We start from the raw sequence: 14,708 nt of genomic DNA on the forward strand, positions 1-14,708 counted from the left end.
GGCCCGCGTCGTCACGCCGGAAGCCGGGTCCATCCTCCGTCCGGCGCGGGCGAACAGCACGCCCGCGACAGCGGTCCACGCGAGCGCAACCACCACCCTGGGCGCCACCTCGCCGACGACCGGGACAACCACGACACCCGTGCCCACGTAGCCCAGGACAATCAGGTTGGCGACCACGACCATCACGGAGATGACCCGGCGACCTGCACCCTTTTGCGTCACAGTGACGCTCAGGCCGGACAAGGTCATCGCCACGGTCACGAACCCGCAGTTCGCCGCCACGCAGAGCGCGCCCATCCACTCTCCCGGGTCTCCCGGCGACAGCATGGGCAAGGCTCCGGCCCCTCCCCTGGACTGCACACCCTGCTCAAGACCCCAGGCCACCAGATACACCAGCGCGAATCCCACTGGGGCCACCCACCAGCCGCGCACCACGGCGCGTTGCCAGTCACGTGTCACCCCGCCGAAGACGGTCCACATCATCGCGGCCCGCTCCGCCTGGACGAGTCGGCCGAAGACGACGCTCGCAGTGAGTGCCACCACCAGGATGACGGCGACCACGGTCAGGTCGCTGCCGAGCAGCCGGAACACCAGCTGGACGGGGATCATCACGACCAGGAAGGCGATCAGCGGAGCCAGGACTCCCCCGCCTGCCATGGCACGCATCACGGCGACATGACCGTCCGGTGCCTGTGCCCTCCGACCCCACCGCGTCGACAGGGAGGCCGCCGCACCACCACCGGCGTCGACCGCCGCCCCGCGCAGCTCGCGCAGGCGCAGCACCACGGTAAGGGTGCTGAGCGCCACGATGACCAGCACGGTCAACGCGAACCAGGCCCCGAGACCGCCTCCCCGCACGGTTCCCACCGCCCACAGGACCGTGAGCACCGCCAGACAGACAGCGGTCCCCACCACCGTCGCCATCACCACATGCGCCTTCGCCGCCCGGGCTCCGATGCCGAAGACGACGAGTCCACGCGTCGACATGGTCAGCACCCCGGACGAGGAACCACCGACGATGCCGAACAGGACCGCGACGGCGACCTGCCGGCCAACTCCTTCCACTGTCTCACCGAACAGGATGAACGGCACGATGAGTACCAGCAGCCACGTGACGAGGCGTCCGGCGATCTCCGACCTCGCCTGCGCCAGGCAGAGCCGCAGGTGCGTGGCGGCGGGCACCCCGCCGAGCAGCGTCGTCGTCATCGCGTCCCCCTGACCAGGACGGTCTCCTCCAGTCCGGCGTCCTCGAGGCGGACGTCCAGCCCCTCGGACGCGTGCAGCAGCGCCGCTGCAGCCACTGCGGCCCCGGCATCACCTGCGTCTCCGGTGCGCCCGGCGTCCAGCACGACCCGGCGCGCCCCAGCGACGGTGTCCTCGCGCAGAACAGTTCGCGGTGCGCGCGCCAGCAGGTCGTCGACGGCGCCGGCGGTGCCGGTCGCCACGACGGTCGAGGACGTCAGTGCCTCGACGTCGGCGATGCGGACGACGTCGCCGCGGTCGATGAGGATCACGGCGTCCAGCAGCAGGGAGGCGTCCTCGACCTGGTGGGTGGAGATGACGACCGTGCGTCCGGCATCGGTCGCCCGCGTCGTCTCCTCGAGGAGTTCGCGGTAAAGGTGCTCGCGGTTGCGTGCGTCCAACCCCAGGTAGGGCTCGTCGAGCAGGGTCACGTCCGCCCGGGCGGCGAGGCCCATGACGACACCGACCAGGGTCTTGTTGCCGCGCGACAGGGTGTCGAAACGTGCCTTACGGTCCAGGGCGAAGACGTCCTGCAGGTGGCGGGCGTAGTCGGCGTCCCAGGTGCTCCAGCGCGAGGCGGCGAGGTCGAGCAGCGTGCGCACGCTCATCTCTCCGGGGTAGGGGACATCCGCGCCGGCGAGGATGATGCGGTCGAGGGCGCGTTGGTTGTCGCGGACCGGCTCGCCCTCGAGGGTCAGCCGCCCTTCGGTGGGCAGTTGGCCGGCGAGTGCGCGCAGCAGCGTGGTCTTGCCGGCCCCGTTCGCGCCGATGAGTCCGTAGACGCGGCCGAGAGGAATATCGCAGGTCACGGCATCCAGTGCGCGCGTGCGGCCATATCTGCGGGTGATGTTGTCGAGCTCAAACACGGTTGTCAGAGTGCTCCTTGTCGTTGGTAGTAGAGCCGGTCGTCGCCCTGCACCGCGCCGACCGGGTGCAGATCGTTGCCGGCGAGGATCGTACGGGCCGAGTAGACGAGGACGCCTCCCGCCGCCGCGATCACGACGACGCCGGCGACGACCGGCAGCGGCCCGCCGGGGAAGTCGCTGGCGGACAGCATCACGGTGAGCGCGATGCCGAGGACCAGCAGCACGACGATGCCGAGGTAGTAGTGCACGGTCACGAGCAGCGGCAACAGCACGATGATCAGCAGGAGCAACGCGCTGACCAGCACGATGCGTCCGGCGGTCCAGCCGTCATCAGTGGCCTCCGCGGCCAGCGCGCCGGAGGAGACGAGCGCGGCAATGCACACGGAACCGAGCGCCACCACGGACGCGGAGGCCACGTGGGCATGCAGGAGCCAGCGTCGCACGGGCAACCCGTAGGCCGTCCAGCTGCGCCGCGTGCCGGCGAGAACGTCCACCACTGCCGAGCACGAAATCGCGATCGGTGCGAGGAGAAATGCCATCTCGATCGGTTCATCCTCGCCGCTCATCATTGCTGTCAACACCCCCATCACGACTACGAACGTGACCACCACGGCGACGGCGGTGGTCAGCGCCGGCAGATAGATGAAGCGCCAGGAGAGCGGCCCCCGCGACGCCGGCAGCTTCGAGACCAGGGCGGACCAGCTCGTCGCCGCTGAGCGGGACGTCCCCCGGACCATCCCGTCGCCGCGCAGGAGCGGACGGATCGCAACCGCCTGCATCACCGCGACCACCAGTGCGCCCAGCAGGGCCCCGGCGAGCCCCCACATTCCGCCGGTGAGGCCACCGACCAGGACGACGACGCCGACGGAGAGCGCGAGGACTACTACGCCGGCGATCACCGCGTCCACCCGCCAGATGGCCAGCGGGACGCCGAAAGCGCGGTAGCGCGAGACGTCCGGCAGGGCCACCCAGATCGCAAAACCCGTGGTCAGGGCGATAGTGAAGAAGTCCACCGCCCCCTGCCCCGGGAGAAGCAGGATCCCCGAGAGAGCGAGCATGGCCGGGACCAGCAGCTGTTCGATACGCGGGTACATCTGCACGCGCACGTCGAATCCGGGGCCACGCATCACTGCACCTCCCCGGCCAGACCGGTCAGGCCGATCACGGTGTCCTCGGCGTCGAGGTGCTGGACGGTGACGCCGGGGCGCTGCGGGACGGTGGCACCGCGCAGGTCGACGTCCAGCGACATCGTGCCGGCGACGTCGCGCATGGCGACGACCTGCGGCAGGTCCCCGGCGGTACCGTCGCGTCCGCCCCGCAGCTCGTCGAGGACGTCGTGCATCAGGGCGGTGCTGCCGGTGAGCCGGACGACCCGTTCGTCGAACTCGGCGGCGTCGAGGTCGTGGGCGAGGCTCCCGTCGCCGGCGAGGATGAGCAGCCGGTCGACGCTGCGGCCGGCGTCCGCGAGATGGTGCGTGGACAGCAGGATGCAGCGCGGCGCGGCGGCCTGCTCCTCGGCGAGGATCTCGTAGAACAGGCGGCGTCGCTGCACGTCCAGCCCGGAGTACGGTTCGTCGAGCAGCGTCAGCGGTGCCCGCGACGCCAGTCCGACGACCACGCTGACCAGCGAGCGGTGGCCGGTTGACAGGGAGGCCATCTGGCCGAAGCGGGCCAGGCCGAAGCGTCCGGCGAGGCTCTCGGCGAGGTCGGCGTCCCAGTACGGGTAGCGGGCGGCGGCGACGGTCAGGACGGTGTCCACGGACCAGCGCGGCGGGTAGAGGACGTCCACACCGGTGAAGCAGACCCGGTCCATCACCGCAGCGTCGTCGAAGGGGTCGCGGCCGTCGACGGTGATGCTGCCCGTGCTGGCGCGCAGCTGACCGGCGAGGATACCCATCAGCGTGGTCTTGCCGACTCCGTTGCGTCCGACGAGGCCGATGGTCCCGGCGCGCGGAAGGTCCAGCGTGAGGCCGCGCAGGACGTCCCGGCTGCCGAAGGAACGGCCCAGGTCGCGGGTCTGGATGAAGGTGTCGGTGGGGTGTGTGGTGGGGGTTGGAGAGTTCATGGTGTTCCTTTCGCTGGTGAGTGGTGTCAGGCGGAGAGGCTGAGGTCGACGGGGCCGACGACCGGTGGGAGGGTGCGCCCGGCGCGAGGTGTGCGCCCGGCCCCGGGGTAGGCCAGTGCGGCGCCGGTGAGTGTGACGGTGCTGGTCATGAGTACAGTCCTCTGCTTTCCGCGACCTGGTCGAGCAGTCGGTGCAGGTCGTCGCGCGGCATGTCGAGTTTGATCGCCTCGTCCACGAGGGGGGCGAGGTAGTCGGCGGCGAAGGCCTCGCGGCGGCGGGCGGCGATGCGGTCCCGGGCACCGTCCTCGACGAACATGCCCAGGCCGCGGCGTTTGGCCAGGACCCCGCGTTCGACGAGCAGTGTGAGGCCCTTACGGGCGGTGGCGGGGTTGATGCCGTGGAAGGCGGCGAGTTCGTTGGTGGACGGTGCGCGGTCGCCCTCGGGGAGTGAGCCGTCGACGACGGAGTCCTCGACGAGTTCGGCGATCTGCCGGAACAACGGTGACGTGGTCTCGTCCACGGCCGGTCTCCCTCCGCCCCTCGGGCACATTGGTTCGTTACTGGTGTAACTAACCATCGCACAGGTCGATCTTTCTGACAAGAGCCCCCGCCGCAACCGCGACGTACAGGGCGAATGACCTGCACACCTCCCCACGCGCCCCACGCCTGATGCACACTGGTGGGACTGCACAACTAACTTTAGTGAGGACCATCACCATGCTCGAGCGATCGCTGATCTACGTCGACACCTCCTACCTGCTCGCCAGCTTCTACAACGCGTGGGAGACCGGCGCGCGCGCCCAACTCGAGATCGACCTACCCGAGGTCGTCAACGTGCTCGAGTCACGCGTGGTCGACCAACTCCATCAACCGGTCTACCGGCAGAACTGGTACGACGGGCTGCCGGACTCCGGCCCACACCGCTACCAACGCGCACTGCGCTCCTGCAACGGGGTGCAGCTGCGCTCCGGGCAGCTCATCGAGTGGGGCGACCGGCGCACGCAGAAGGCCGTGGACACCCGCCTGGTCGCCGACATGGTCATCAGCGCCATGTCGCGCGAGGTGACCGACATCGTGCTGGTCTCCGGTGACGCCGACATGCTCCCCGGCGTCGAGGAGGCGGTCTCCCGCGGCGTGCGCGTGCACCTCTACGGATTCGGCTGGGACTCCATGTCGGCCAACCTGCGCTACGCCTGCGACTCCACCACCATCCTCGACCCGCGCGAGGACTTCGCCGACTGCATGCGCCTGCAGGTGCTCGAAGGCCCCTTGAAGACGGCCACGAACAGCGCCTCCGGGACCCCTGGCGCCTCGGGGCCACAGCACAAGCCCATCGGCGACGCCGAACCCGTCGAGGACCTCTCCGGCACCTGCGCGGTGCCCGACGTGCGACGCAAGTCCTCCACGCACTCCGGCGAGACGGCGACACAAAACGAACCGGCACAGGACGAACCAACGCAGGACGCAACGGCGCAGGACGCCCCGTCCGCGCCGTCCGCATCTGCGTCAGCACCCACACCGGCCGACGTCGCGGCCGCGGCGTCCCCCGCGGCGGCACCTGAGCCTGCCCCGGCGCAGGACGCCGGGGACGCCCCCGTCACCGAGACGGAGAAGGACGACGAGAAGAACGCCTCCGGCGCGTCCGATCCGTCCGGTGCCTCCGGCGAATCGTCCGCACCGTCCCCCGGCCCGTCGCCGGCGGACCTGGCGTCCTCCCGTCCGACCCCGGCGATGATGGCGCCGCGCCGGCGGCTGCGCAGCCGCTACGTCCCGCTGCCCACCGAGGTGTGGCAGTCCGGCGGCCAGCAGAACCCCTTCGACATCGGCGAACAGTACGCCGTGTGGTGGTTCCAGAACGCCGCCACCGGCGAACAGCAGGACGGTGCCCACGTGCTCTGCGGCGGCGGACTGCCCCCGGAGGTCGACCGTCCGCTGCTCCAGTTCGCCTGCGAGACCCTCCACGAGTACACGCTCACCGAGTACCAGCGCGTCAACCTACGCGACGGATTCCACTCCGGGATCCGCGGCATCCTGCTCAACCGGTAGCAGGAACCCCACAGTCACCCGTGACCCGGAATCGGCCCGGACTGTGAGAAAATGCCGACATGACCGCCCCCTCCACCGGAACAACCGGCCCCACCGGTAGCGACGCCGCGTCCCGCCCCGACCGTAGCGGCCGTGGGATCCTCACCTTCCTCGGGCAGATCGTCGGGGCGGGCGTGCTCGCCTCCGCCGTCACCCTCGTCGCCTGGTGGGTCCTCGCGCGCACGAACCTGCCCGCCTACTCCTCGTCGAACGTGACCAAGGCGCTGGCCAGCGCCGCCGGCGTGATCGTCCTCGTCGTCCTGGCGTTCGTCCTGTACGCGGTGATGCACGCGCGCACGCCCTTCACCGACTGGGCCCGGTGGCGCAGGCTCGGCGCGACGGCCCTGTGCTGGCTCGCGCCCGCCGGGCTCGTGATCGCCACCCTCGCCATCCCGCTGGCCGCCACCCGCCTTTCCCTCGACGGCATCAGCGTGGACCAGGCGTTCCGCACCCAGTTCCTCACCCGCATGACCGACCAGCCCGGGTTCGAGGACATGGCCTACCTGGACGAGCCGAGCTTCTACCCCCGGCTGTGGTTCTTCACCGGCGGGATGTTCGCCAACATGCTCGGTCTCGCCGGGTGGGCGGCGTTCCAGCCCTGGTCGCTGATCACCCTCGCCGCCACCGGGTCGATGCTGGTGCCGGTGTGGCGCCGACTCACCGGGTCGCTGCCGCTGGGCACCGTCATCGCCGTGGCGACGACCGCGGTGGTGCTCTACACCGCACCGGAGGAGCCCTACGCCGCCGTCGTGGCGTTCGGCATGCCCGCCGCCTTCGTCCTCGCCGGACGCGCCATGCGCGGTTCCTGGCCGGCCGTCGCCGGGCTGGCCCTGTTCCTCGGGCTGTCGGCGAACCTGTACACGCTCTACACCGGCGTGTCCGCGCTGACGGTGGTGCTCATCGCCCTCGCCGTGGCGTGGGGCAGCCGCTCCATCGCCCCGCTGGTACGGCTCACCGTGACCGGGCTGGTGTCCATCGCCATCGCCCTCATCGGCTGGGCGCCGTACCTGATCGCCCTGCTGACCTCGGAGAGCGGCGCGAAGGGACGCGCCCAGCACTACCTGCCGCAGATCGGCACCGAGGTGCCCGTGCCCTTCTTCCAGATCGGGCTCGTCGGCGCGCTGGGACTGCTGTGCATCGTGTGGATGGTGCTGCGCTGGCGGCGCAGCCAGGTCCGCGCCCTGCTCGCCGGCCTGGTGGTCTGCTACGGCTGGGTCGTGGCCTCGATGCTGATGACGCTGACCGGCACCACCCTGCTGGGCTTCCGCATGGAGCTGCCCATCTCGTTGATCCTGGTCACCGGCGGCATCATGGCACTGCAGGACCTGCGGATCAACGGTGTGCGCCGCGCCTACCCGCAGTTCGTGGGCCCGGAGGCGGCACCGAAGGTGACGGCCGTGCTGGCCGTCCTGCTGACCTTCGCCGCCGCCGCGCACGTGGTGAGCATCCCGCTGCACCTGCGCCAGCACATCGACCTGGCCTACACCGACACCGACGGCGACGCCCAGCGCGGCGACCTCTTCCCCGCCGACTCCACCGTCTACTACGCCGACGTCGACTCCTACATCGACGAGACGCTGGGCCTGGGCGGCCAGCGCGCCGGCACCGTGGTGCTCACCGACGAGCAGAGCTTCATGGCGTACTACCCGTACCACTCCTACCAGGCGATGACCTCGCACTACGCCAACCCGCTGGGCCTGTTCGAGGAGCGCAACGACGAGATCAGGGACTGGACCGACATCTCCGACCCCGCCGAACTCACCGACGCGATGGACGCCACCGCCGAGGAGCGCGGCTGGGAGGGCCCGGACGTGATGGTGCTGCGCGGCCAGGCGTCCGACGCCACCGAGGCCACGGAAGACGAGGACGGGCAGGACGGGACGTTCTCCTACCGCCTGTCCGAGGACATCTACCCCAACGACCCGAACGTGCGGTTCACCACGGTGCCCTTCCAGGCGTCCGCCTTCGCCGACGGCTGGGACCTCGAGCAGATCGGCCCGTTCGTCGTGGCGGTGCGCCAGCGCTAGGCGCACGCGCCGTGCCCGACCACGGCTTAGGCCACACCAGACTCCTGCCGTAACATGTGCTGCTATGTCACGAGTCGAACATGAGGCGCCCGACGAGGTGTCTGAACAGGCCCCCGAGACGAACACCGGGGACAACCCTGCCCGGACGACAGCGGTCACGGTGGACCGTCTCAAGGCGCTGGCCGTCCTGTCGGGCATCGCGGCCCTCGTCCTGTTCTGCCTGACCCCCCTGCTGCCGGTCAATCAGGAACAGTCCAGCTTCTCCTGGCCGCAGGGCGGTGACCTGCGCAGCGTCGAGGCTCCGCTGATGTCCTACCACCCGGAGAACCTGGACATCACCCTGCCGTTGGCCGAGGTCCGCGACCTCAACGGCAACCAGACCACCGTGCTGTCCACCGTGCCGGAGGACGCCGAGGAGGCGACGCTGCGCGGCATGTTCGTGCGCTCCACGCCGGACGGACTGGACGTGGTCGTGCGCAACTCCGTGGCGCTGTCGGTCGACACCGAGACGCTGGAGAGCCTGCCGGACGACGCGCAGCTGCGCATCACCTCCGACTACGAGGGCACGCGCGCCTGGATCCCGGACGCCACCGACGAGGACGGCAACCCGCTGGAGGGCGGCTTCGGCGACGACATCCGCCCGATGCTGACCGGCATCTTCACCGAGATGACCGACAGCCCGGAGAACGCCCAGGCCGCGATCGACGCCGGCCTGCAGGTGGACGTGACCGTCGACTCGCGGTACACCTCCACCGCCAGCGGCATCAAGATCGCCGCGATGGTCCTCGGCGTCCTGTTCATGGTCGTCTCCCTCTGGGCGCTGCACCGCATGGACATCCTCGACGGACGCACCCGTACCCGTCGTCGGTTCCTGCCCGCCAACTGGTGGCGCCCGCGCTGGCTCGACGCCGTGGTAGGCGGCGTGCTCGTGGTCTGGTACTTCATCGGCGCCAACACCGCCGACGACGGCTACCTGCTGACCATGGCCCGGGCCAGCCAGGAGTCCGGCTACATGGCGAACTACTACCGGTGGTTCGGTGTGCCGGAGTCTCCCTTCGGCGCCCCCTACTACGACCTGCTGGCGTTGATGACGCACGTCTCCACCGTCTCGGTGTGGATGCGACTGCCCGTGCTGATCGCCAGCCTCCTGACCTGGATGCTGCTCTCGCGTGAGGTGCTGCCCCGCCTGGGTGCCAAGATCTCCCAGCGCAAGGTGGCGCACTGGACCGCCGCCGGCATGTTCCTCGTCTTCGCCATGACCTACAACAACGGTCTGCGTCCCGAGCCCGTCATCGCCCTCGGCGCCCTGCTGACCTGGGTCTGCATGGAGCGCGCCATCGCCACCGGACGCCTGCTGCCCGCCGCGATCGGCGTCATCGTCGCGACCCTGTCGCTGGCCGCCGGGCCGACCGGCCTCATGGCCGTCGCCTCGATCCTGGTCGCCCTGTCCGGGCTGATCCGTATCGTGATCCGTCGTCTGCCCCTGCTCAACGCGGGACGCGGCAGCTCGAAGAAGTCCGTCACCTGGGCCGTCCTCGCACAGATCGCCCCGTTCCTGGGCGCCGGCACCGCCGTGCTGATCTGCGTGTTCGGCGACCAGACGCTGAGCACCGTCATGGAGTCCATCGGCGTGCGCGGCCCCGTCGGCCCGTCGTTGTCCTGGTACGAGGAACCGCAGCGCTACACCGAGCTGCTCAAGCAGACGGTGGACGGCTCGTTCCCCCGCCGCTTCTGCGTCCTGATGATGCTGCTGTGCCTGGCCGTCGTCGTCGCCTCGATGCTGCGCAACCGCCGCGTCCCGGGCACGGCCCACGGTCCGGCGCTGCGTCTGACCCTTGTGATCGTCGGCACCATGTTCTTCATGACCTTCACCCCCACCAAGTGGACCCACCACTTCGGTGTCTACGCCGGCATCGCCGCCGGCCTGGCGGCGCTCGCCGCCGTCGCGGCGTCCAGCATGGCGATGCGCTCGGCACGTAACCGGATCGTCTTCCTCGGCGCCTGCCTGCTGCTGTTCGCCTTCACCCTCGCCGGCACCAACGGCTGGTGGTACATCGCCAGCTTCGGCGTGCCCTGGTACGACAAGCCCGTCCAGATCGCCGGTTTCGAGATCTCCACCGGCATGATGGTGCTCTCCGTGCTGGTCATGCTCGTCGGCGTGGTCATCGGCTTCCTCAACGACATCCGCGAGGCCAACGCCACCACCGACGCCGAGCTCAAGGAGGTCGACCGCCGCGAGGCCGCCCAGGCGCAGCGCTTCGCCGGTGTCGCCGCCGCCCCGATCGCCGTACTCACCATCCTGGTCGTGGTGTTCAACCTCGCCTCGCTGGGCAAGGGCTTCATCTCCCAGTGGCCGGCGTACTCCATCGGCAAGGGCAACCTGACGGCCCTGACCGGCAACACCAGCGGCCTGGCCGGCGACGCCCTCGTGGAGTCCGACACCAACGACTCCTTCCTCGACACCGCCGACGGCACCGACTTTGCCGACTCCCTCACCAGCGAGGGTTCCCGCGGCTTCGGGGAGAACAACATCCCCAACCGCATCGAGGAGAGCTCCGGGTCCGAGTCCGGCTCCTCGCCGCAGACCTCCGCCGTGGACACCAACGCCTTCGGCTCCAGTGAGGACGACGAGGACGTCACCGACACCGGCCCCGGCGGCGGGCTGAACTCCCTGGAGGGCGCCAACGGCTCCTACGCCCAGCTGCCCTTCGACATCGACCGCACCCAGGTCCCGGTCGTCGGCTCCTACACCGACGGGCTGCAGCTGCAGGCCGAGACCACCACGTCCTGGTACTCCCTGCCGGAGCGCAGCGAGGACTCCCCGCTGCTGATCGTCTCCGCCGCCGGCGAGATCTCCCACCTGGACATGAACGGTGTGCGCCAGTACGGCCAGGAGCTCAAGCTGGAGTACGGCCGCAGCAGCGGCGACGGGAGCAGCTCCGACGACTTCGAGGTCATGGGCGAGCTGGAGCCGTTGGACATCGGCACCGCACCGCAGTGGCGCAACCTGCGCTTCCCGATGGACCAGATCCCGGAGGACGCGGACGTGGTGCGCATCCAGGCCGCGGACATGAACGTCACGCCGGACCAGTGGCTGGCCTTCACCCCGCCGCGCGTGCCCACCCTGGCCCCGCTGGACGACGTCATCGGCGACGCCCCGACGCTGCTCGACTGGTCCGTGCCGCTGCAGTTCCCGGCGCAGCGCCCGTTCAGCCACTACGCCGGAGTCGCCGAGGTGCCGGAGTACCAGATCTCCCCGGAGCACGACGCCAAGAAGGCCCACGCACCGGTCATGGACTACTACGGCGGCGGCGCCGGCGGCCTGGTCCAGATGAGTACCCGTGGCACCGAGATGTCGACCTACCTCGACAACGACTGGCAGCGCGACTGGGGTGTGGTCACCAAGCTCACCCAGTTCTCCTCGAGCACCGGCGAGGAGCCCAAGGCGGTGGACCTCGACATCGAGACCGAGAACCGTTCGGGTCTCTGGTCGCCGGGGCCGATGCGCCTGAGCTAGGCGGTACCGGCAGGAACCGTTGACGACGGTTTCCGTCCGGCCCCGGGCACGAAGTGAGCACTTCGACCCCGGCGGCGGACGGAAACCGTCGTTGTGCGTCTGGGGGCCGTCCGGATTCCTTCGGGGTTCCGTCGGGGGCGGCTACGATGGCGGGCGGAGGGGATAGGTCATGGGGGAATCAACGACGCCGCCGACACCGCCGACACCACTGTGTTCACGGCCGTTCTGGCTGACCGCGGAACTCGTCTCCGCCGGACGACCTGACGGCGCTGCAGGCGTTGTCGCACCTGGTGCCGGACCTGGTCTACACCGGGCCGACCGCCCTGTTCCTCTACGACGAGCGCCCGATGCTCTTTGCCGGCGCGCGGCCTGGTGCCGTCCACCGGACGCGCCGGCACGCGGGACCGTCTACTGCTGCGCGCCCGCGACAGGAAGGGCACCGAACGTCACCGCAGGTGCCACGGCGTCACGGCGTCACGGTGGCCACCCCGCTGCAGGCGGCGGTGGACGTCCGGGCGTCCCACACCCCGACGTCCACCGACGGGGAGCTGCGACGATTCCCGACCAGGATGTACGACGGGGCGAAGGGCGACGACGTGCTCGCCGCCGACCTCGCCGTGCTGACCCCGGGCAAGTCCCACGCCGCGGCGGCGCAGTGGGGGTGGCTGGTGCTGCGCTACACCGACTTCTGCATCGGTCCCGGCGGGGTGGACTCCAGGATCGTCGCCAGACGGGCGAACCGCAGGTGGTCGGGGATTCCGCACTACCGTGACCCGGGGGTGTGGACGTTCCATCCGCAGCTGATCTGACGGATGCCTACAGTGGTGGCCATGACTGAGATCCCCGACAACATCACCGAGCGTTCCACCGGCACCGTCCCCGCGCCGGCGGACGACCTCTACCGTCACGTCAACGGCGCCTGGCTGGCGTCCCACGAGATCCCGGCGGACCGCGCCGTCGACGGCAAGTTCCACGAGCTGCGCGACCGCGCCGAACTGGACGTGAAGGCGATCGTGGCGGGCGCGGACCCGTCCACGCGCATCGGCGCGTTGTTCAGCTCCTACATGGACGAGGACGGTGAGCACGGCATCGAGCAGGCCGGCCTGTCCGTCCTGTCCCCGGACCTCGACCCGGTGCGGGACGCCCCGGACCTGGACGGCCCCGACGGACTCGTCGCCGCGCTCGCGCAGCTCGACCGTCACGGCGTCGGCGGCGTCGTCGGATTCTGGACGGAGAAAGACGCCGGCGGCAGCGGCCTGGAGGTCGCCTACCTGGTGCAGACCGGTCTCGGCCTGCCGGACGAGGCCTACTACCGCGAGGAGCAGCACGCCGAGGTCCGTGCCGAGTACCGGGCGTTCATCGAGCGCTTCCTGGGCCTGGTCGAGGCCACCGGCGGGCAGCCGCTGCCGGGCAGGTTCGCCGACGCCGACGCGTCCACCGCCGCCGACGCGCTGATGGCCTTCGAGACCGCGCTGGCCGCGGGCCACTGGGACACCGTGGCATCCCGCGACGCGGAGAAGACGCACAACCCCACCGCGCAGGACGCCCTGCCGTCCGGCTTCCCCTTCGCCGCCTGGCTCGACGGCGTCGGTATCACCACCGACGTCGCGCCGGAGGTGATCGTGAGCCAACCGTCCTACCTGGAGCACGTCGCCTCCCTGGTACCCGGCGCGGACAACGGCCGTGACCTCGACGAATGGAAGCTGTGGGCGTACTGGCGGGTGCTCACCGCGCGTGCCGGAAAACTACCGCGCGAGTTCTCCGAGGCCAACTTCGACTTCTACGGGCGCACGCTCTCCGGCTCCACCGAACAGCGCGACCGCTGGAAGCGGGCCGTGATGATGGTCGAGGGCGCCGTGGGCGAGGAGGTCGGACAGGAGTTCGTGGCCGAGCACTTCCCGCCCGAGTACAAGGAGCTCATGGGCGAACTCGTGGACTACCTGCTCGCCGCCTACCGTGACCGCATCAGCGAGCTGCCCTGGATGACCCCGCAGACCCGCGAACGTGCCCTGGAGAAGCTCGGCACCTTCCGCGCCCGCGTGGGCTACCCGGACACCTGGCGCGACTTCTCCGGCCTGGAGCTCGGCGAGCACGCAGGACGCGGCGAGAACCTGCTGGCCAACTACCGTGCCGCCTCCGACTTCAACCACGAGTTCGAGGTCGCCAAGCTCGGCAAGCCCAGCGACGGCGACCTGTGGTTCACCACCCCGCAGACCGTCAACGCCTTCTACAACCCGGTGCGCAACGACATCACCTTCCCCGCGGCGATCCTGCGTCCGCCGTTCTTCGACGCCGACCGCGACAGCGCCGACATGGCCGCCAACTTCGGCGCCATCGGCGCGGTCATCGGCCACGAGATCGGCCACGGCTTCGACGACCAGGGCTCCAAGTACGACGGCGAGGGCAACCTGAACTCCTGGTGGACCGAGGACGACCGCGCCGCCTTCACCGAACTGACCGACCGGCTCGTCACCCAGTACGACGGGCTGGTGCCCACCGGCCTGGCGCAGCGCGGCCAGACCGACCACAAGGTCAACGGTTCCTTCACCCTGGGCGAGAACATCGGTGACCTCGGCGGCCTCGGCATCGCCGTGGTCGCGCTGAAGAAGTGGCTCGCCGACCGCGGCGAGACCGTGGACTCCGCACCGACCGCCCCGGTCGAGGGGCTGGACGGCGAGTTCAGCGTCCTGCAGCGCTTCTTCCTGCAGTGGGCCACCGTGTGGCGCACCGCGATCCGCCCGCAGATGGCCGCGCAGTACGTGGCCATCGACCCGCACTCCCCCGGAGAGTTCCGCTGCAACGTGGTCGCCTCCAACGTCGCGGAGTTCTACGAGGCCTTCGGCGTGGACGCCGACAACGGCATGTGGCTGCCCGAGGAGCAGCGCGTGACGATCTGGTAATCTCCT

General features: G+C 70.1%; 11 protein-coding genes. 5 read left to right on the forward strand and 6 right to left on the reverse strand.

Annotated features, from left to right (window positions below):
* From ACT3UN_RS09105 to ACT3UN_RS09130, 6 genes are all read right to left on the reverse strand, one after another.
* Positions 1–1,206: hypothetical protein (locus tag ACT3UN_RS09105; RefSeq protein WP_444615203.1), on the reverse strand; the 1,206-nt coding region annotated here is incomplete at its 3' end.
* Positions 1,203–2,108, reverse strand: coding sequence for an ATP-binding cassette domain-containing protein (locus tag ACT3UN_RS09110; RefSeq protein WP_301443250.1), 906 nt, complete (start codon positions 2,106–2,108; stop codon positions 1,203–1,205). The genes ACT3UN_RS09110 and ACT3UN_RS09105, both read right to left, overlap by 4 nt.
* 5 nt (positions 2,109–2,113) lie before the next feature.
* A complete protein-coding gene (locus ACT3UN_RS09115) occupies positions 2,114–3,235 on the reverse strand; it encodes a hypothetical protein (RefSeq protein WP_444656920.1) in 1,122 nt (373 codons plus the stop codon).
* A complete protein-coding gene (locus ACT3UN_RS09120; protein WP_301443248.1) occupies positions 3,235–4,173 on the reverse strand; it encodes an ATP-binding cassette domain-containing protein in 939 nt (312 codons plus the stop codon). Before ACT3UN_RS09120 ends, ACT3UN_RS09115 begins: the two co-directional genes overlap by 1 nt.
* A 26-nt stretch (positions 4,174–4,199) precedes the next feature.
* Positions 4,200–4,322, reverse strand: coding sequence for a hypothetical protein (locus tag ACT3UN_RS09125; protein ID WP_301443247.1), 123 nt, complete (start codon positions 4,320–4,322; stop codon positions 4,200–4,202).
* Positions 4,319–4,693, reverse strand: coding sequence for a GntR family transcriptional regulator (locus ACT3UN_RS09130; protein WP_301443246.1), 375 nt, complete (start codon positions 4,691–4,693; stop codon positions 4,319–4,321). Before ACT3UN_RS09130 ends, ACT3UN_RS09125 begins: the two co-directional genes overlap by 4 nt.
* 197 nt (positions 4,694–4,890) lie before the next feature.
* Between ACT3UN_RS09130 and ACT3UN_RS09135 the strand changes: the two genes are divergently transcribed.
* From ACT3UN_RS09135 to ACT3UN_RS09155, 5 genes are all read left to right on the forward strand, one after another.
* The gene (locus ACT3UN_RS09135; RefSeq protein ID WP_444656921.1) at positions 4,891–6,219 is read left to right on the forward strand and encodes an NYN domain-containing protein; all 1,329 of its coding nucleotides are present in this window, start codon (positions 4,891–4,893) and stop codon (positions 6,217–6,219) included.
* Between the two features lie 59 nt (positions 6,220–6,278).
* Positions 6,279–8,285 (forward strand): galactan 5-O-arabinofuranosyltransferase, encoded by a 2,007-nt coding sequence (locus ACT3UN_RS09140; protein ID WP_301443244.1) that lies wholly within the window; start codon positions 6,279–6,281, stop codon positions 8,283–8,285.
* Between the two features lie 64 nt (positions 8,286–8,349).
* Positions 8,350–11,802 (forward strand): arabinosyltransferase domain-containing protein, encoded by a 3,453-nt coding sequence (locus ACT3UN_RS09145; protein ID WP_301443222.1) that lies wholly within the window; start codon positions 8,350–8,352, stop codon positions 11,800–11,802.
* Between the two features lie 455 nt (positions 11,803–12,257).
* Entirely contained in the window at positions 12,258–12,611 is a 354-nt protein-coding gene (locus tag ACT3UN_RS09150) for a hypothetical protein (RefSeq protein ID WP_441579430.1), read from the forward strand.
* Positions 12,612–12,632: 21 nt separating this feature from the next.
* Positions 12,633–14,702 (forward strand): M13 family metallopeptidase, encoded by a 2,070-nt coding sequence (locus ACT3UN_RS09155; protein WP_301443220.1) that lies wholly within the window; start codon positions 12,633–12,635, stop codon positions 14,700–14,702.
* Positions 14,703–14,708: the final 6 nt, after the last annotated feature.

Source organism: Corynebacterium sp. AOP12-C2-36, from assembly GCF_052379185.1.
Taxonomy (GTDB): domain Bacteria; phylum Actinomycetota; class Actinomycetes; order Mycobacteriales; family Mycobacteriaceae; genus Corynebacterium.